The sequence below is a fragment of the Pelistega sp. MC2 genome, assembly GCF_900099475.1.
Taxonomy (GTDB): domain Bacteria; phylum Pseudomonadota; class Gammaproteobacteria; order Burkholderiales; family Burkholderiaceae_B; genus Taylorella; species Taylorella indica.
In genome coordinates this window covers 854039-872660 of sequence record NZ_LT628275.1, presented here as the reverse complement: position 1 = coordinate 872660, position 18622 = coordinate 854039, and the positions used below count along the sequence as shown (strand labels likewise).

Genomic DNA, 18622 nt, shown 5'->3' with positions numbered 1-18622 from the left:
ATCTATAAAGTACGGGCAATTTCACGAATTTCGAAGACTTCGAATTGGTCACCAATTTCAATATCATTTTGACCACGTAAAGAAATACCACAATCAAAGCCTGATTTGACTTCTTTAGCATCGTCTTTGAAACGTTTTAGTGAATCTAAAGATCCCGTCCAGATGACAACATTGTTACGTAATTGACGAACTTGAGCATCACGACGTACAAGTCCTTCTAGAACCATACATCCCGCAACGGTACCAATACGAGAAATACGATAAACCTCTCGCACATCTACTAAACCAATAATTTCTTCGCGTTTTTCTGGCGCTAACATGCCAGATAAAGCACTCTTCACTTCATCTACAGCATCATAAATAATATTATAGTAGCGAATATCAATACCATTGTGCTCTGCCAATTTCTTAGCATTTTGGTCGGCACGTACATTAAACCCAATAATAACTGCTTGAGAGGCAATCGCTAAGTTCACATCACTCTCTGAAATACCACCTACGGCTGCATGCACAACTTGTACACGCACCTCATCACCGGAAAGTTTCAATAAGGATTGAGCCAATGCTTCTTGAGAACCTTGTACATCGGTTTTGATAATCAAAGAAAGTGTTTTCACACCATCTGTCGCCGTACCATTTAGAATATTTTCTAAATTCTGTGCTTGTTGTTTAGCCAATTTCACATCACGGAATTTACCTTGACGGAACAAAGCGATTTCACGTGCTTTACGCTCATCTAGCAGAACTTGAACCTCATCACCAGCGGCAGGTACTTCTGTTAAACCTTGAATTTCAACTGGATACGAAGGACCTGCTTGATCAATATTGCGACCATGTTCATCTTGCATGGCACGAACACGACCAAAAGTAGCTCCTGCCAGTAATGCATCACCACGTTTTAAAGTACCACTTTGAACAAGAATTGTCGCTACTGGACCACGTCCTTTATCTAGACGTGCCTCAATCACAATTCCCTTGGCCGGGGCATCAACAGGCGCTTTTAGCTCAAGAATTTCAGCCTGTAATAATACATTTTCAAGTAAATCATCAATACCTTGGCCTGTTTTAGCTGAGACAGGAACGAATGGTACATCGCCACCATATTCCTCAGGAACAACCTCTTCTGCAACTAACTCTTGTTTGACACGTTCAGGGTTTGCTTCTGGTTTATCAATTTTGTTAATGGCAACTACAAGAGGCACTCCAGCTGCTTTGGCATGATGAATCGCCTCACGTGTTTGTGGCATAACACCGTCATCAGCTGCTACTACAAGAATAACAATATCAGTTGCCTTGGCACCACGTGCACGCATAGCCGTAAAGGCCTCATGTCCTGGCGTATCAAGGAATGTGACTACACCACCTTCTGTTTGTACTCGATAAGCACCAATATGTTGGGTAATACCACCTGCTTCCCCTGAAGCAACTTTAGCACGACGAATATAGTCTAAAAGTGATGTTTTACCATGGTCAACGTGTCCCATCACAGTAACAACTGGCGCACGTGGCAATGCTTCACTCTCTTGGACTGTGCCTTCATCGGCTAAGAAGGCTTCTGGGTCATCCAGTTTTGCTTGAACAGCTGTATGACCAAACTCTTCAACCACAATCATGGCTGTGTCTTGATCTAATACTTGGTTAATAGTCACCATCTGACCTAGCATCATCAATTTCTTGATAACTTCAGTCGCTTTAACAGACATCTTGTGTGCTAAGTCCGCCACAGTAATCGTTTCTGGCACATGAATTTCACGTGCAATAAATTCAATTACCTGTGGTTGTTGGCGTTGTTCTTGTTGCTGTTTATTTTTGTTTTTATTGCGACTACCACCTGCTCTCCAGCCGTCCTCATCACCACCTAAGCCATGACTACGTTTGTCATTATTGGCTGATTTTTTACTGCTACGAGCGCCATCATTCCAGTTCTTTTCAACATCCGTATTTTTCTTAGCTGATGCTTTAACATCTTTTTTGCCTAATTTTTTAGTTACGCCATCTGGATTAATCGCCTCAATAGGCTCTGCCTTAACAGTACGAGCTGGTTTACGTAATAAATCACGGATAGCAGCAGCCTCATGCTCAACTTTTTGACGAGCATTTTCACGATCAGCTGAAGAGTGCTGTGGTTTGTTGCTAGTTGATGATTTGTTATTTTGTTCGAATTTTGGTTTATCCGATTTTGGCTTATTAAATTGATTTTTATGCTCAGGCTTACGCTCTTGTCTATAACCAGATGTTTTATTTTCTGATTTAGCTGTTTGTGAGTTGGGCTTACGAGCCTGAGTATCATCAGCCACTTTAGCGCTTGTTTCTTTAACTGATTCTTTATTAGCATCAACTTTTGGAGCTTCTTTACTATCTTGTTTGGATGTTTCTGCCTTTGTCGGTTCTTGCTTTGGTGATTCAGTCTTTGATACATCAGCAACTGATGCGTTCTCTGTTTCTGCTATTGCCGCTACTTTTCCAGTAGATGCCATTACAGGTGCTGTTGACTCCTGTTCATTCACAATTGTCTCTGCTGCCTTAGTAGCAACATTAGTTTTTTCTATAGCAACTGTTTTTTCAGCCTCAACCACTGCTGAAGGTGGTTCAGCAGTAACTTTTGCTTCTTCTTTTTGAGCAGCAGCTTTAATTTGCTCTTTTGTAATTTCGGGAGAAACAACTACTCGTTTTTTGCGTACTTCTACCTGAACTTTTGATCCGTCAGCTTGACGAATTTCAGAGACTTTTTTACGCGTTAACGTAATTTTTTTCTTCTCTTTACTTTCACCGTGATCATTTTTAAGCATTTTATAGAGTTTCGCTTTATCTTCTTCCGTCACAACATCATCTGCCGACTTAATCTTTGAGCCAGCAAGACGTAGTTGCTCAAGCAATACGTCTGTGGATAGTTTAATTTCTTCAGCAAACTGTGAAACAGTGGTATTTGGCATTCGGTTCTCTTTTCTAACAACTAAAATAATTTATATAACTAATGAGTACATCTTACTCAAACCAATGAGCTCTGGCTTCGAGAATAATTTGTCCTGCATCATCTTCTGAAATAGACAATAACTCTGCCAGTTCATCACTTGCTAACTCAGCAAGATCATCTCTGGTTTTAATATTGGCTGCTACTAACTTAGCAATTTTCTCAGCATCTAAGCCTTTTAAGCCCACTAAGTCTTGAGCACTTTCAACAGCTTCTTCACGTGCAATAGCCTCTGTTAATAAAGCCGCACGTGCACGACTACGCAATTCAGCTACTAAATCCTCATCAAAGCCCTCAATGTCGAGTAACTCTTGTTCTGGAACATAAGCAACTTCTTCTAAGCCACTAAAGCCCTCTTCAATCAAAATAGATGCCACTTCTTCATCAACATCTAATTTTTCTTCGAACAATTTCAATAATTTTGAGTCTTCTTCGGCTTTACGATTTTTGCTTTCTTCTGGCGTCATGATATTAATTTGCCAGCCTGTTAACTCAGAGGCTAGACGTACATTTTGACCTCTAGTACCAATAGCTTTAGCTAGATTCTCATCATCAACGACAACATCCATCGTCTTTTTATCTTCTTCTACAACAATAGACTCTACTTGTGCAGGTGCTAACGCTGAAATAACAAACTCCGCAGGAACATCAGACCAAAGAACGATATCCACTTGTTCGCCACCTAACTCATTACGAACAGCACTTACACGTGAACCACGCATACCCACGCAAGTACCAATAGGGTCAATACGTTTATCATAAGCAACTACAGCAATTTTGGCACGAATACCGGGGTCACGAGCAGCCGCTTTAATTTCAAGCAAGCCTTGTTCAATTTCTGGTACTTCATTTTCAAATAATTCACGAATAAATTCAGGCGCAGTACGAGAAAGAATTACTTGTTGTCCACGTAAATTATGATCAACGGTTTCTACCCATGCGCGCACTCTATCACCTGTACGTAGATTCTCTTTTGGAATCATTGATGCACGAGGTAAACGAGCCTCAATTTTACCGATTTCAACAATCGCATCACCTTTATCCATGCGTTTAATCGTGCCAGAGACGATACTATCACCACGCTCCAAGAATTCATTTAATACTTGCTCACGCTCAGCATCACGAATGCGTTGTAAGATAGCTTGTTTTGCCACTTGTGCACCGATGCGTCCAAAATCCTCGATTTCTAGCTCTTCTTCAATGTATTCACCAACTTGAATACCCGGTTTGATTTCTTGCGCATCAGACAATAACTCTTGGCGCTCAGGCTCTTGTAAACCAGCCTCATCAGGAACAACTAACCAACGACGCACCCCAGTGTGGGCACCTGTCTGACGATTAATTGTTACAACAATGTCCACATCTTCTTTAAAACGCTTCTTCATTGCTGATGCTAATGCACCCTCTAAAGCCGTAAATACGATATCTGCTGGTACGTTTTTTTCGTGCGCTAATGCATCAACAAAATGGAGGATCTCACGACTCATTTCTTTTTACCTTTGAAATCTAATACAGGATCAAGCTTAGCTTTATCAACATCTTCATAAGCAAACTCAATCACTTTGGTTTCGTTCTTTTTTTCTTCAAACGTTAAATTAAACACATTTGCTTGCCCTTCTTTAAGGGATAAAATCCCATTAAATACCTTGCGATTATCAATGGGTGTATGCAATTTAACTTCTATTTTTTCTCCTGCAAATCGTTGAAAATCTGCAAGATGACGAAGTGGACGATCCACACCTGGCGATCCCACTTCTAAGCGTTTGTAGTCGATATTCTCAACTTCATAAACACGTGATAATAATCGCGACACTTGTTCGCAATCCTCAATATTGACTCCACCCTCTTTGTCTATCGTAATTCTCAATAGACCAAGAGCAGCTCTTTCCACATCAATTAGTTCAACACCAAGACCAGCAATTGCTTGCTCAGTTAATGTATATAAATCAGCCATAAAAATATTAAAAAAAAATGGGCTGAACAGCCCATCATTTTAAAAATGAGGTGAATGAATCACCTATCAAAGCACTTCAAAATTTCGCAACACTCTTTTGCAATGCAAAATTTTAATTTCTGGTAAATTGTACCCGAAATTTCTTTTATTTTCAAGCAATAAGCAAAATTCTCTATTAATGTGTTGGCATTCTTTGACACCCAACTACATTCAAAGAGGCAGCCAAGTATATTTAAAAATTACCTCATTTTTTTAGGTCGAGGCGACAAAAAGCCCAACTGAGACTCATGTGCATTTTGTCCCTTGGGTTGCCAATCATCTCTTGTACGAGAAGATTTTTTACCCCCTAAATAAGAGGAACGGGATGTTTTATTAGCTTTTTTAGCGGTACGCACACCATCTGTTGTTCTATCGTAGGTAGTAGAATTACCAGACAAACCACCTCTTCTTGTGCGAGACCCATTTCGCAATGGTTGACCACTACGACGAGTATAGACACTAAATTCTGATGCTACATCAACAGCATTTTCATACCCCGGAGGCATGGCATTATCGTGAGAAATACGACGAGGGGCGCGACCAACCCTTTTCCCTTTACCTGATTTTTCTTCGGTATCAACTGGTCTATTCAAACCTAGTTGCTCCATTAAGGCTAATACAATAGTCGCATCTAATTCCTCCCAACGTCCACGGCGAAGATTGCGAGGAAGTGATATATCACCAAAACGCGAACGAATCAGACGACTCACTAGCAAACCAACAGCCTCAAACATGCGACGGACTTCACGATTTCTACCCTCATTAATCGTTACTCTATACCAACGATTACTACCTTCACCACCAATAAAGTCCAGACAACCAAATGCCGCCATACCATCATCTAACTGAATACCTTGCAATAATTGTTGACGTTGCTCTTCAGTCATTTCACCCAAAACACGTACCGCATATTCACGTTCGCTACCGTAACGTGGATGCATTAAACGATTGGCTAAATCACCAGAAGTTGTAAAAATCAATAAGCCTTCGGTATTCAGGTCTAAACGCCCTACGGAAACCCATTTACCTGTTTTCATTTTAGGTAACCGTGAAAAAACAGTCGCCCTATTCTCTGGATCATCCATCGTAACAATTTCACCAGCAGGTTTATGATAAAGAATAACTCGAGGAGGACGATTTGCTTTAGGGCGAGCCACTAGACGTCCATTGACACGAACAACATCCTCAAGACTTACGCGCTGTCCAATATGAGCTGGCTCACCATTGACGGAAACACGGCCTTGCAAAATCAATTCTTCCATATCACGACGTGAACCCACACCAGCATCTGCCAACACCTTGTGTAATTTAGGCATCACTTGATCAGAGCCTAAGAATTTACCTAAGCGCTTTTCTAATGGGTCATGTTTTTTATCAAGATAAGAAAAAACTTGATTTTGTTCCTTTTCGGAAACTTCTTCGGCTAACAATAAATCAGCATTACTAATACTGTCGTCTTCAAATGAAGGGATAGTATCACTACTAAATTTATCTTTTTTACGGCTAGTTTTGCGAGGTGTTTTTCTTGTTCTAGCTGGTTTTTCTTCACTTGTCTCAACAGCGACTGATGCTTCTTGTGAAGATAATTTTCTGGAGGATCGAGGTGCTCGTTTAGGTTTACTAACTACTTCCGCTTGCTCAACAGAGACTATCTCTGTATTCAATTCTGCTATCACGCTTTCATTATCTGTATTTTTATCAGCAGGATTAACCCGACGTCGTCTGAACGGCGTGCGTAATTTACGCCCTTTTTTGCCTATTTGCTCTGTTTGCGTCTGGTCATTAGCGACACTTTCAATATTTGACGTTTCTTCGTTTTCGTCCATCATTCTCTACCGCCTCAAAATGAATTGAGGTCTTTGTTTGTTAGTCCAAGAAATTCTTGTTATCTTGATTGTCGTCATCATCAATAGGTTGCGTGGATTCATCATTCTTTAATGAATCATTTTCACCTTCTCTAGCAGTATTTTCACTAGCATCACCAGTAGGCTCAAGCGTTGGCTCTTTTACCATATCAGATATCACTTCGCCTTCTGTTGTGTCAGCCTCCTGTTCTTCATGGGGCAAAGACAATTGAGGTGATTGCTCTTGTAGTAATTGGGCTAACGTTGGATCATTTGAGAGCATATCTGGATTAGTTTCAAGCTCTGGCAATTGTGCCAAAGATTTTAATCCCATATCATCAAGAAAATGCTTTGTTGTCCCAAATAATGCAGGTCGGCCTGGTCCCTCTCGATGACCAATAACCTCAATCCAATCCCTATCTTCCAAGGTTTTTATAATCTGTGAAGAAACAGAAACACCACGAATATCCTCAATATCCCCTCTAGTAACAGGTTGACGCCAAGCAATAATTGCTAAGGTTTCCATTACAGCGCGTGAATATTTAGGAGGTTTTTCAGGATTTAGACGTTCAAGATACTTTTGCATATCTGGGCGACTTTGAAAACGCCACCCACTTGCAAGTTCCACTAATTCTAACCCTTTATTTTCCCATTGGCTCTGTAAATTTAATAATTGTTGTTTTATAGCATCATTTGAGACCGCATCCACCTCAGCAAAAAGCTTTGCTAACTCTGCCACTTTCATTGGCTCATTAGCACATAAAAGTGCTGTTTCAATGACTTTAGAGATTAAATCCTCTTCCATATTGGTCTCTTTTTAAAAATTTTCATAAAACACTTGCATAAAGTATATCATTAATTATATAATAATTCTTTCTGACGCGAGGTGGAGCAGTCTGGCAGCTCGTCGGGCTCATAACCCGAAGGTCGTAGGTTCAAATCCTGCCCTCGCAACCAAAATTAGAGACAGAAACGTTGTTTTTCTGTGAATTTAGGACAAGTTGTAAAACTTTTCCTCTATCTATTTTGGCTACAATAGCTCCGTCTTTATCCTCTAATTGGATAACACCGAAAAGCCCTTTCATAATGGAATGGGCTTTTTGTTTGTCTTCAGACAAAAAACTACCCAACTCACTCACAGCCTCTTTAAATATGGTTGCTATATCTATATCATCATGGTTATGCTGACTTAATGCTGTATCAAGGTCACGCTGTAACGCTGATTGCTCTTCTTCTAATGCGTTCAGTTTTTGTATTAGAGGCTTACTATGTCCTACTTCAGCTAAAATATCCACAAGCTTGGCCATACTGCTCTTAATTTCTTTAAGTTTCTCTTTTATGCTACTTATTGTGCTTTCGCTACGCTGAACATCAATCAAATTTCTAAATTTAATCTCAAACTCATTAATTGAGGCTTCACTTAATAATGTATCCTGGATATATGAGATTAGTCGTTTTTCCACAGCTGATTTTTTTAGTAAGACCCCTGTACACACAGATGTCCCCCTATCCTTTCTTTGAGCACAGCCATAAGACCGTTGATTAACAGCAATAACAGCTCCTCCACAATAAGGGCAACGTAATAAACCACCAAAAAGAGTTCTTGATGGTTTCTGATGTTTCTGTCTTGTACCATCTGGATTTTTACCATCAATACGAACCCTTACCTTATTCCAAAGATCATCATTCACTATACGCAACTCAGGTACTTCTGTAATAATCCATTCTGATTCCTTACGTTCGATCCGCTGACGCTTACCATTCTCTGGGTTTTTTATCCATTTACTACGATTCCAAACATTCAAACCTATATATAAACGGTTATTCAAGACACCAGACCATTTAGTTGGTGTGCCATATATCGCAGAAACAGACCAAGTATTATGTCTCGCAGAATGTACTCCTTGCTTATTTAGCTTATCTGCTATGCGCTGCACGCTTGAACCATTAGCATATTCACGAAATATAAAACGAACCCATTCAGCTTCTGTTTTATTAATCTCATAAATACTACCTTTTTCAGTTTTAACAATGTTATAACCATAGCTTCGTCCTGTTGCAGCATAACCACGCAGTACCTGCCCTGATAATCCACGGTGAGTTTTTATCCGTAAGTCATCCAGAAACATCTCATTAATCAGGCCTCTAACCCCACGTAAAATCTTACTAGCGGGCATTTCTGAGTCGTAACCATCGCATACACCAATGATACGTATACCTTTGTACTCTAACTTACGTACAAATAGCTCCTGCTCCACTTGATCTCGACTCAATCTATCAAGGCTCTCTACGAGAAGCACATCAAAACTTTTACGCTCTGCTTCGCTATAAAGCTTCAAACTGCCGTCACGAAATAATAATGGTGTACTACCTGATACTGCCATATCAGAAAAAATAGCAGGCTCTTTCCACCCTTGTTCTACTATTTTCTTTTGACAAATTCTGATCTGGTCTGTAATACTCATTTCGCTTTGGTTGCTTGAGCTGAATCGTGCGTAAATTGCTGTTCTCATTTTGTTGTTTCCATTGCTGTGCTTTTTTAATTGCTAAAAAACCAATAAGAAGATTGATGTTCATATGTTACTCCTTGCTGGTCTAATTTCTCTTCTGCTCCATTGTCTTTTTAATGGCTTTTTCATCAATCCTTTTTTACGAAGCGATGTAACGATTGTATAAATTGAATGTATCGTTCTCTCCAAAATAAATGAGCATTGTTCTGCCCCCATTATTTCGTAGTTTTCTATTAACCATTTTTGGTCACTCAATAGCATAGGCTTTCTGTGATTTTTGTGATATTCAGGGTGATATTGCATTCTTCCATATTTGTCAAAATTCATTTTAGATTTTCTCCCAATATAAAAAGCCTTTATCCAAAAACCAGCCGTTATAAGGCACTTTAAAACCATCTTCGCAGTCAATAAATTGTCCATCATCTAGTCGCTGAAAGAGTTTTGCGCCTGTTTCATCGGCATAGGTGGCAATAAATTTAGTTCCTCGTGCAGGTAAATCGTTGTAAAAATAATGTAGGTTCATCTAGTCCCTCCCTTAATACTGTACATCACCGTCATCAATCGCTGGTGGTTCTGGTGGTCGATTATTTCCCGCTCTCTCGAGTGACAACACATTGCTCCCAACCACTTCTGTTGTATATCGCTCTATCCCTTTAGAATCAGTCCATTTTCTAGTACGTATTCTTCCCTCCACATAGACTTTCATACTTTTTTTTAGATAGTTTTTGGCAAACTCTGCAGAGTGTCCCATTAAGACTATACGGTGCCATTCCACTTCTTCTCGCTTCTCACCTGTATTTTTATCCTTCCAGCTCGTGGACGTTGCAACAGACAATGTGACACTCATAAACCCGCTCTGTGAAGTATGTACTTCTGGATCTTGACCTAAATTACCGACGATAAATACTTTATTAACTGACATAAATAATCCTTTTTAGTAATTGATGAATTTGTTCATTTAAAAATCGTAATCAATGAAGATGATTACGCTGGTGATATGATTTTCATATTTATCCTTTCATTGGTGGTTTCTTAAAAATCCAACATCTGACGGATAAGCCCGTCATGCTATGTCGTGCTCGGATTATGCTATTAACATTTCGTTGATCGATATATTGATAGCGTTTACTTGTTTTAAGTAATTTTTTGATATCTCGTAGTACTGGTACTTGTTGGCGCTGCAAACTTGCTAGCTCTATAACTTCATTTAGATTAATGGCGATAACGTCATTGTCACGACTATGATTAAGCTTAGGTTCATATTCATCGCCATTCAAATAGTCGTATAGTTCCCAAAACTCTTGTACTACAGGATGGTCATCATTGAGTGCTTCTTGTCTGTGTACGGCCATCTGTTCAATAAATTCTGCCGTTTGTTTGTATTGTTCATCTGTCATTTTGACGACTAGACGTAAAGCATCAAGAAAGCACAGCATTTGTGCGTGGTTATGTGCTAACCGTCCTATATGAATTTTTGGGTTTGCCATCAAGGAATCTGTATGTTTGTCTTTATTCGTCTTGATGATATCCATAACTTCAGCTTCACGCTTAATAGAGGCGAGAATAAATCCTGATACATCCTCCATTTGAATACGGCCAAGTGCTACAGCTGCTTTACGTGTTTGTTCGCTATAGCCCTCTCCATCAAAATAAATATGGCAGATACGCTGCATCACTGCGTCCGAGGCGTTAACTACGTCATTTTGCGAAATAATAATCGTGCCTCTAAACGGTGACTCTACTGTATTATTACTACGGTCTTGTGCACCAACGGAACGTATTGAACGTCCGTTATAAGCTGTCTTTAGTTCATCCCAAGAAAAGCCTTTTTGATGGCTCTTCTTGTCATCATGATTGCGGTCTCCCTCAATAAAGACAACTGGCATATTTGCTACCTGTGCTAATGTACGTGCACGCCCCACAGGTGTAGTTTTCTGTGGGTCAATACCTTCTTCGTTATCCCGACCAAACAGCTTCCATAAAAAAGTCAATAAGGTACTCTTACCTGTCGCAGGTTCACCGACGACTTCTAAGAAAGGGAAACTGTCTTGCTCTGCTCTGACTTGTTCTGCAAACAAGGATCCAAAGAAAAATGTAAGGACGGCAAACCCTTTTTTACCAAAAGCCGTCCACAACACATCAGACCACTCCCGTGTATAGTCTGATGGTTCAGTATTAATATGCTGATTAATGCGTAATAGTGATTTAATAGATAGTTTTCCAAAGTCAAAATAATCCTCTTTGTTGAGGAGCTTCATCTCACCTTGACGCATAGCCACGTTATTAAATATATAGCATTTATGCTTGGCTGAATAACCAACATAATCAACTGTTTCTACCCTTTTAATGTTGTAAAGGGTTTTATTTAATGAACGCTCTAATATTTGGTTTGTCCCTGTATACATCCCTCCTGGCGCAATTGATAATAAGCGCTTTTTGAATTCACTTGAAGAGCTTAATTGTGCGGCAGTAAATGTATTTTTTATGGTTTCACCACCGTGAGGAAAGATGACAGAATAGTAGTACCATGACTCATCACTCACTTCTGATGTGAGGTAATATAATGGTTCGGGGTAGCAGTTTGCTATTTGTTTTAATGACTTTGCTTCAATCATTGCTTTTTCGCGACGCTCTTCGGCACTCAAGTCATCATTGGCAGCATCTTCTTCAATGCTATCTAATGCTTTTGAATATTTTTCAGGATCAAATTCAAACCACCACCAGCGTCCTCCATACTCAAAGTCAAATGACTTGATATCGTATAAATCCACCATCGCCACTGCTTTTTCTGTGGCTGAATTGGCTAAGATAATGCGTCCATGTAGCTTATAGTCTCTAATGGCACGCTCTGAGAACGGGTATTTAGGATCATCACATTTGATATTGATTGACATTAGATGGATATCATTCCAATCTTTGAGTTTTCCTTTTGGCAACTGTGCTGCTCCACATAACCAGCCATCTGCTCTAGCACGCTCTACGTGCTGTTTAGTGTAGCGAGTACCTCCATTATCGTTATCCAGTGCAAAAATAATAGTAGGACGTACGCCTAAGTTGCTTAACTCTTTTAGTGCCACGTCGGGATAATTATTGCACGACATGATTGACACGGCTTCTATACCGTGATGACGTAGAGCGATCGCATCAAAAATACCTTCGACAATCCAAAGCTCTTTGACCTTGGTGTAATCCATACGACTAGGACGCCACCATTGTCCTTTGTATTTGGTTCCTGGCATAAATTTAGCTTTACTATCAAACTTGTGAGCGTCATCAATAATGCGCTCCCAATAGCCATTTAACAAAGGAAATCTTACAGTCGCTGAGGCAAGTTTGCGTTTCTGATCGTAGTATGTCTCTTGTGTATAATCACCAGCGATTAAGGACAAGTCAAAGCCACGTCCCTTACTTAAATAAGCATCTGCTGCTGCATTTTTGTTGTAGTTATTCTCTGGTGTTGGTTGATATTTATCTGACCATCTCGTAAATAGTTCAGGATAGATATCTTTAACATGCTCTTGATAGCCACATTTATTAAGGCGATTACACTTTACCACCCAAGGCGTCTCGGCACTGGTAAAAAGCTCTCGCTTATGGCAGTTAGGACAACGTCCAGCAATAAGATAGCCTTTATCTTCTTTAAAGGAAAAATCAGCTATTAGTCGCTGACGGATGTCACTTAATAGGTCAATGTGCATAAACCGCCTCTTAGTATGCTTCTTGTTCTAAACGGCTTTGCTGAATACGACTATAAAGGCTGGCTAGACTTAAATAAATAGGATCTGGGTTACCTTGCTCTCTTAGGACAATACAAAATGTTGTGCAGTTATCAACATCTATGTAAGCAGGTATATTGACGGCTTGTACTTCACTGAATACTTTGCAGGCAATATCTATTGCTAAAGTACGAGGGATTTCATGTTTAGATTCAAGACGACGTGCAATGACATCTACTTTTTCTTGTGCATTAAATTCACTTAGCTCTAATTCTTGAACAAAGATACGTGCACTATTTAATAAGTAATCACTGATTATTTTCATTTTGTTGTTCCTCGTTGCCTTTAAAGATTTCAAAAATAGATCGTTGACCTGTTAGGTCTGATTTGAACTGGTCGTGTAGTAAATAGACGTCCTCATTTTTGACAATAGGCAAATTAATATGTGGATTTTTAAAGGCTGGGCTTGGTGGACTAATGGTACGAATGGCTTCCATCGACGCTACCCAACTGTGGCCACAGAACATTTCTGTGCAGTAAAAGTAGAGTTCACGCATTGTGGGTGATTTTTCTATTGAGGTACGGATACGCCCTCTGCTGCCACAATGGGGGCAATTCATGCCTATTAGGTTAGACATTAGCTTCCTCGGCCAGCAATACTCGAACCATTTGACTGATGGATCGTTTTTCTTTGCGTGCGCGCTTTAATACACGTTGATATTCCGCTGTGTTTAAGCGAAAGGTAATAACGTGCATCGTCTCTTTTTTGCTTGTGTTTATGGGTGGTTTTGTAGTATGTTTCATATGTAGGACCTTGTAACGGTTTTATTCGTTATGTTGTAAATTGATGTAAATGTAATTATGAGTAGTTTTCTACTCAAAGTCAATATATTGAGTGAAATATTTTTCAAATGAGTACTATTGCGTCTAGATTGAAAGAAATACGTAAAAGTCTTGGGCAGAATCAAGATGAATTTTGTGAATCAGTTGGAGTTTCAAGAAAGACTCAATCTGATTATGAGAATGGACGTGGTGCTCCAGATAGTGCCTATCTACTTTCTCTATATCAGAAGGGTATAGACATTGGCTATATCCTTACAGGTCAACGATCTGTGACACTAGATGATTTAGTCGAACTACAACGCTGCTTATTTGAAGTAGAGGATTGGCTTGAGCGTCATCAAAAAACACTCACCAAAGAGCAAACCCTCAATGTTGCCAAACAATTATTCAGAGCAAAACAAACGGATATAAACATTAACGAGGCAAAAGAATTAATTTTAAAAACAGCCGTAGGTTTCTAATCTAAATCTATTTCATATTTTTGGGAGAAGACAATGAAATTATTCGTGGTATTAGGTCTTTGTTTAGCTGTACTAAGTACAACAGCAGAGGCTCGTGGACGTGAGCCTTGCAGCGGTAAAAAAGGTGGTATTTCTCATTGCGAATCAGGTCGCTTTATCTGTAACGATGGGACAGTCAGCCAATCTAAAAAAGTCTGTAAAGGTAGGTCAAAATCTGATTAAAAAAAGGATGCTGAAAATGACAGGACGTATTATTGATTTTTATAAAGAAACGGGACGCCCTCGCCCTCAAACCACATTAGATAGCCTTATCTCTGTTATTTATACAGCAGAAATTGGTGTTTTAAAAAAAGATTCGCTGACGTTGACATTGTAGGTGTAAATAACTAATTATCACGACCCAAAGGGAGAAACTATGCATATTAACCCTTATACATCGCCTTTTAGATTCGTTTATAAAAATAGTAAGGGACATATTACAAAGCGCTCCCTTGTCCGCATCACACAACAATCCTCTGAGTATTTATCTGGCATCCAAGAGTTCGATCATGCTTATAGAACTTTTAGAAAAGCACAAATACTAGAAGTCCTAGACACTATACAGAAGTGGTGGGCTTGTGAAGCACCTGATCCTGAACCTGAAGTTAAAAGCAATAAACCCAAAGACCCTAACCGCCCTTCCTATATTAATTATGACAATAAATTAGAAATCTGCTTTACGGGTTTTGGTGAGGTTAAACGCGCTGAAATGGAAAAACGTAGTCTGGAAAATAATTTATTTGTCCGTAAGTCTGTGACAAAAAACTTAAGCTTTCTTTGTACTGGACCCAATGCAGGTCCTAAGAAAGTAGAAAAAGCACTAGAAATGGGACTAGTGCTGATGGATGAGCAAGCTTTTAATTGGCTAATTGAGACTGGTGAAATTCCTGTTTGATTTTTTATTAATTTAAATATTTAATTACTATGGATGCACTTTCAAGAAAAGTAAACTACTACGATTTAACCGTCCGACAATCAATTTTTCGAAAAAAGGACCTTACTCTTAAAGATTCTCACCTATTAAAAGACTTTCTTCTGGATTTAGAAACACATAAACATGTACTAGATAATGTTGAAATATCCGATACCAACGGATCTTTCAAATATCACTTTGATGATTTAGTGATTGAGGGAGACAAAGCTTGCCTGCTATTTACATTAACCAATGGTAAAGAGGCTGATTTAACACTAAAAAGTCTAAAACAAAGAAGAACCTCTCGTCAAACGCAAAGAAAGACAGACTCAAAAGGTAATTATATTGAAGGTAATTCATATTCTGGGCATTTTTGTATTAATTTATCGCCTATCAAAAAGGATACTTATGCTGTATTATTTGAGGATGTACCCAAATTACCCGTATCAATTGTAGATCGGTTATTAGCTCGTACTGCTAAAGAGCTCGCTAAACTAAAAACAAAGACCACATCGTTTTACTATGATATAGATGATAAAACATATGCAATCGCTTATAAATTTGAATCAAAAGGTCATCCAAACGAGACTTTAAAAAACATGCTAAAAAAAGGAGAAATCACCTCCTTAGAAATTATCGATGATATTCACACTCCAGAATACTGGGATGACGATAAACTGACTCAATCTAAACGCCACACAATAAAACTATCTGCAGAGTTGGAAAAAATCAATGCGTCCGCAATTCAACGACTTTCAGTTGTTCAGGGATTATGTAAAAAAGCTGTCGCTAAAAAATTAGACAAAATACGCATTGGTTATAAAAGTCAGAGTGGAGATAATTCTTCTTTTATCATTGACCCTAATACAGTCGAAATTAGCATAGAAAAACATTTAATAAAAAGAGAGATTATTCAAAATTTTAGTGCTCCTTTACCAACAGCTTTTGATAGTATAAATACAGATATTAAGGATAGGATGTTTGTGTTAATATAAACACATGTTACGTTACCAATTATCCAGACCATTCGCTTATATAACCATCCAACACCCATCAAAACGATGGGTGGATTTATGGTTCCCGCTATTCTTGGCTTTTATTATTTCTATCCTTAGTCTTCTAGCTAAACCATACTTAAAGGTATGGGATACTGGAGGCATGATTACTTCCATACAATCAGTGATTCAAATTCTACCTGGCTTTTATATCGCTGCATTTGCGGCTATTATCGCTGTGGGAAATAATCAGCAACTAGACGAATATATTAAGAATGGTCAATATATTCAAACTGTCAAAATGTATACTTCAATCTCTTACGAAAAACAAGATATGCCTCTCACTCGAAGGCATTTTCTTTGTCTTCTGTTTGCTTATTTAACAGCTGTTAGTTTGATTTTGTGCATAGTATCACCCATTATTATGAATTTTATCCCTGCAATTTTGTCATTAAACTTAAGTTTAGCAACCTTTGGTTTGCTCTCTTTTGTGGCAACAGGGTTATATTTCTTCTTTATTTTTCAGATTGTTTTTATCACCCTTTTCGGCTTATTTTATATTGCTGAAAAAATGCATGCTTAATCAAAAACCCTCTAAAAGCGAATAATTTGTAAGCGTTTTATTCACTTTTAGTGTATTATGGATACATGGTTATGTTTTTTAGGGAGGCTGTTATGTTAGATAGACACTACACAACGGATGAATTGGCAAGAGCTCTTAGAAAAGCATTGCGCCCTCAAAAAATTGAAGAGATGACAAAAGAACAATTTGAAGATTATATCCTTGAGTTAGAAGCTAACGAACTTTCTAAACAGGGCGACAGGTTCGCCATCTGGGCGTTTATTGCTTTAATCCTTATACCTGTACTCCTATCATATTATTTTTTCCCTGGTTAACTATCTTCTTCATCGCCCACAAGCTCTAGCTCTAATGACGTTGTTAATCCTGACTCATCTAGCTTGTGGGTTACGCTTTTTACCAGCCATTCAATCTCATTAATCGGTTGCTTCATTCTCGGAAACTGCACGATATACTGTGGTGATAGCACTGGATTACCAACGGCCATATCAAAACGCATTAAACTCTGCCCCCTTTTTAAGCGTTGATATTCGGCTTTGGCCGCTTCTAGTGCATCTTTTTCATTAGCAAAAGTTTCTCTAAGCTGTTTAGCATTCCCTATCGCACCATAAACAACTTTATTTCTCTTGGATTTTCTCGGTTCCATCCAAAATGCTGTCACGCCCGTATAGCTGTCCCGACTGACTTGAATAAATGAGTAATTATCGCCATCTGTCTTATCCAGTGATAATGTTGGCATTTTAGTACCGTCGGCTTTTTTGCCACCATGAGTAGGGATAAATAATAGTTTGCCCTCCTTAACCGTCACCACGACATCAAAGCGTTTTCCTAAGCGATTCAGAAACGTAATATCTGATTCGTTGGTCTGGTCGATATGGTCAATTTTTTTCGTACCTGCATATCTATCAATGATGGGTTCTAGGTTATTCGCCTTGGCAATAGTTTTGACAATATCTGCCACCGTCTTATTATGAAAGCTACGCTCGGTGCGTGTGCGGAGTGGTCCATCTAATTCTGCTGAACGCCCTTTAATCGTGATGGTATCAGGTGCGCCACGGTACTCGACTTCATCAATATTGAATTCGCCTTTATCTACCAAGCCTGTATGCTCAAAACCAATAGCGACCTTAATCTTAACCTCACGGGTTGGTATAGCTAATAAGCCATCAGCATCACTTAAGGTGATATCCAATTGGTCTGCTTCATCCGCTCGTGTTTCTGTAATACTTAACAACATTAAACGTGGTGATAAACGGCTAGAAATATCCTGTCCGTCCAATGTCACTCTGAAAATAGGTTTTAGATGATGGCTTACTAGCATTAGAATAGGCTCCCAATTTCTGGGATTTTTAAATCGCCAAGTAGTTTATCAATCAGGCTTTCATCTACTTTTTTAAGCTTGATGGTGAAGTCTATGCGGCGTGGGAAACCGTTACTAAAGAAAATGGTTCTGTCCTCTGTGATTTCCTCAATCACGTAAGCACCGTAAAACCATCCCATGCCAGAGATAAGTGTAAAGGCTTTACCTGTGTCGGCCATTTTTTCAAGCACGCTTAAAGACAGTGATGACCCTTTTAGCTCGGTCGCTATCCAGCCACTTAGTGTAATGCTCTCTTCGCCAACACCGACAAACTGATATGCTGGCCGTGCTCCCACACGACTATTGCTAGGATGTCGCCAATTGACGCTACGGCTCATGCTCTGGTATGCCAGTGTATGAATACTAAATATAAAAAAACCTAATGCCATCATCATAA

At 39.1% G+C, this 18622-nt stretch carries 22 protein-coding genes and 1 tRNA gene; 8 read left to right on the top strand and 15 right to left on the bottom strand.

Annotated features, from left to right (window positions below):
* Window positions 1-2: 2 nt before the first annotated feature.
* The 5 genes from infB to scpB all read right to left on the bottom strand — a co-directional run bounded on the left by infB (window position 3) and on the right by scpB (window position 7613).
* Window positions 3-2933 (bottom strand): translation initiation factor IF-2, encoded by a 2931-nt coding sequence (gene infB, locus BQ4443_RS09760; protein ID WP_083331910.1) that lies wholly within the window; start codon window positions 2931-2933, stop codon window positions 3-5.
* A 52-nt stretch (window positions 2934-2985) separates the two neighbouring features.
* Window positions 2986-4458 (bottom strand): transcription termination factor NusA, encoded by a 1473-nt coding sequence (gene nusA, locus BQ4443_RS09755; RefSeq protein ID WP_023951382.1) that lies wholly within the window; start codon window positions 4456-4458, stop codon window positions 2986-2988.
* The gene (gene rimP, locus BQ4443_RS09750) at window positions 4455-4925 is read right to left on the bottom strand and encodes a ribosome maturation factor RimP (protein WP_023951384.1); all 471 of its coding nucleotides are present in this window, start codon (window positions 4923-4925) and stop codon (window positions 4455-4457) included. The genes nusA and rimP overlap by 4 nt, the downstream gene beginning before the upstream one ends.
* 239 nt (window positions 4926-5164) lie before the next feature.
* Entirely contained in the window at window positions 5165-6793 is a 1629-nt protein-coding gene (gene rluB / locus BQ4443_RS09745; protein WP_023951386.1) for a 23S rRNA pseudouridine(2605) synthase RluB, read from the bottom strand.
* A gap of 37 nt (window positions 6794-6830) precedes the next feature.
* A complete protein-coding gene (scpB, locus tag BQ4443_RS09740) occupies window positions 6831-7613 on the bottom strand; it encodes an SMC-Scp complex subunit ScpB (protein ID WP_023951388.1) in 783 nt (260 codons plus the stop codon).
* Window positions 7614-7688: 75 nt separating this feature from the next.
* On the opposite strand from scpB, the gene BQ4443_RS09735 reads away from it, so the two are divergent.
* A tRNA-Met gene (locus BQ4443_RS09735) sits at window positions 7689-7765 on the top strand.
* On the opposite strand, the gene BQ4443_RS12230 is transcribed toward BQ4443_RS09735, so the two are convergent.
* The 8 genes from BQ4443_RS12230 to BQ4443_RS12335 form a co-directional block, all read right to left on the bottom strand.
* Window positions 7744-9321, bottom strand: a complete 1578-nt coding sequence (locus tag BQ4443_RS12230; RefSeq protein WP_083331909.1) for a recombinase family protein — start codon at window positions 9319-9321, stop codon at window positions 7744-7746. The two genes, BQ4443_RS09735 and BQ4443_RS12230, sit on opposite strands and share 22 nt — an antisense overlap.
* 60 nt (window positions 9322-9381) lie before the next feature.
* Entirely contained in the window at window positions 9382-9645 is a 264-nt protein-coding gene (locus BQ4443_RS09725; protein WP_071058780.1) for a hypothetical protein, read from the bottom strand.
* 1 nt (window position 9646) lies between these two features.
* A complete protein-coding gene (locus tag BQ4443_RS09720; protein ID WP_071058778.1) occupies window positions 9647-9841 on the bottom strand; it encodes a hypothetical protein in 195 nt (64 codons plus the stop codon).
* Window positions 9842-9853: 12 nt separating this feature from the next.
* The gene (gene ssb, locus BQ4443_RS09715) at window positions 9854-10240 is read right to left on the bottom strand and encodes a single-stranded DNA-binding protein (protein WP_071058775.1); all 387 of its coding nucleotides are present in this window, start codon (window positions 10238-10240) and stop codon (window positions 9854-9856) included.
* 88 nt (window positions 10241-10328) lie between these two features.
* Entirely contained in the window at window positions 10329-13016 is a 2688-nt protein-coding gene (locus BQ4443_RS09710) for a toprim domain-containing protein (RefSeq protein WP_071058773.1), read from the bottom strand.
* A 10-nt stretch (window positions 13017-13026) separates the two neighbouring features.
* Window positions 13027-13359 carry a hypothetical protein gene (locus BQ4443_RS09705; protein ID WP_071058771.1) on the bottom strand — a complete coding sequence of 111 codons (333 nt, stop codon included), beginning with the start codon at window positions 13357-13359 and terminating at the stop codon, window positions 13027-13029.
* Window positions 13343-13672: an Ogr/Delta-like zinc finger protein gene (locus tag BQ4443_RS12225; RefSeq protein ID WP_143000590.1), complete on the bottom strand. Its 330-nt coding sequence runs from the start codon at window positions 13670-13672 to the stop codon at window positions 13343-13345. Before BQ4443_RS12225 ends, BQ4443_RS09705 begins: the two co-directional genes overlap by 17 nt.
* Entirely contained in the window at window positions 13665-13838 is a 174-nt protein-coding gene (locus BQ4443_RS12335; protein ID WP_143000589.1) for a ribbon-helix-helix protein, CopG family, read from the bottom strand. The genes BQ4443_RS12225 and BQ4443_RS12335 overlap by 8 nt, the downstream gene beginning before the upstream one ends.
* Window positions 13839-13945: 107 nt before the next feature.
* Here BQ4443_RS12335 and BQ4443_RS09695 point away from each other — a divergent pair, with 107 nt between their 5' ends.
* The 7 genes from BQ4443_RS09695 (at window position 13946) to BQ4443_RS09670 (ending at window position 17182) form a co-directional block, all read left to right on the top strand.
* A complete protein-coding gene (locus BQ4443_RS09695; protein ID WP_071058768.1) occupies window positions 13946-14338 on the top strand; it encodes a helix-turn-helix domain-containing protein in 393 nt (130 codons plus the stop codon).
* Between the two features lie 33 nt (window positions 14339-14371).
* Window positions 14372-14560: a YdcA family protein gene (locus BQ4443_RS09690; protein ID WP_071058765.1), complete on the top strand. Its 189-nt coding sequence runs from the start codon at window positions 14372-14374 to the stop codon at window positions 14558-14560.
* 16 nt (window positions 14561-14576) lie between these two features.
* Window positions 14577-14714 carry a hypothetical protein gene (locus BQ4443_RS12470; protein ID WP_176752465.1) on the top strand — a complete coding sequence of 46 codons (138 nt, stop codon included), beginning with the start codon at window positions 14577-14579 and terminating at the stop codon, window positions 14712-14714.
* 39 nt (window positions 14715-14753) lie between these two features.
* Window positions 14754-15272, top strand: coding sequence for a BRCT domain-containing protein (locus tag BQ4443_RS09685; RefSeq protein ID WP_071058763.1), 519 nt, complete (start codon window positions 14754-14756; stop codon window positions 15270-15272).
* Between the two features lie 29 nt (window positions 15273-15301).
* A complete protein-coding gene (locus BQ4443_RS09680) occupies window positions 15302-16285 on the top strand; it encodes a hypothetical protein (protein ID WP_071058762.1) in 984 nt (327 codons plus the stop codon).
* A gap of 4 nt (window positions 16286-16289) precedes the next feature.
* Window positions 16290-16868, top strand: a complete 579-nt coding sequence (locus BQ4443_RS09675) for a hypothetical protein (RefSeq protein ID WP_071058761.1) — start codon at window positions 16290-16292, stop codon at window positions 16866-16868.
* A 92-nt stretch (window positions 16869-16960) separates the two neighbouring features.
* Window positions 16961-17182, top strand: a complete 222-nt coding sequence (locus BQ4443_RS09670; protein WP_143000588.1) for a hypothetical protein — start codon at window positions 16961-16963, stop codon at window positions 17180-17182.
* Here the strand turns inward: BQ4443_RS09670 and BQ4443_RS09665 are convergent.
* Both BQ4443_RS09665 and BQ4443_RS09660 read right to left on the bottom strand, forming a co-directional pair.
* Complete coding sequence (locus BQ4443_RS09665) at window positions 17179-18186, bottom strand: contractile injection system protein, VgrG/Pvc8 family (RefSeq protein WP_071058757.1); 1008 nt, start codon at window positions 18184-18186, stop codon at window positions 17179-17181. The genes BQ4443_RS09670 and BQ4443_RS09665 overlap by 4 nt on opposite strands.
* A complete protein-coding gene (locus BQ4443_RS09660; RefSeq protein ID WP_256331005.1) occupies window positions 18186-18614 on the bottom strand; it encodes a phage tail protein in 429 nt (142 codons plus the stop codon). Before BQ4443_RS09660 ends, BQ4443_RS09665 begins: the two co-directional genes overlap by 1 nt.
* Between the last annotated feature and the right edge of the window lie 8 nt (window positions 18615-18622).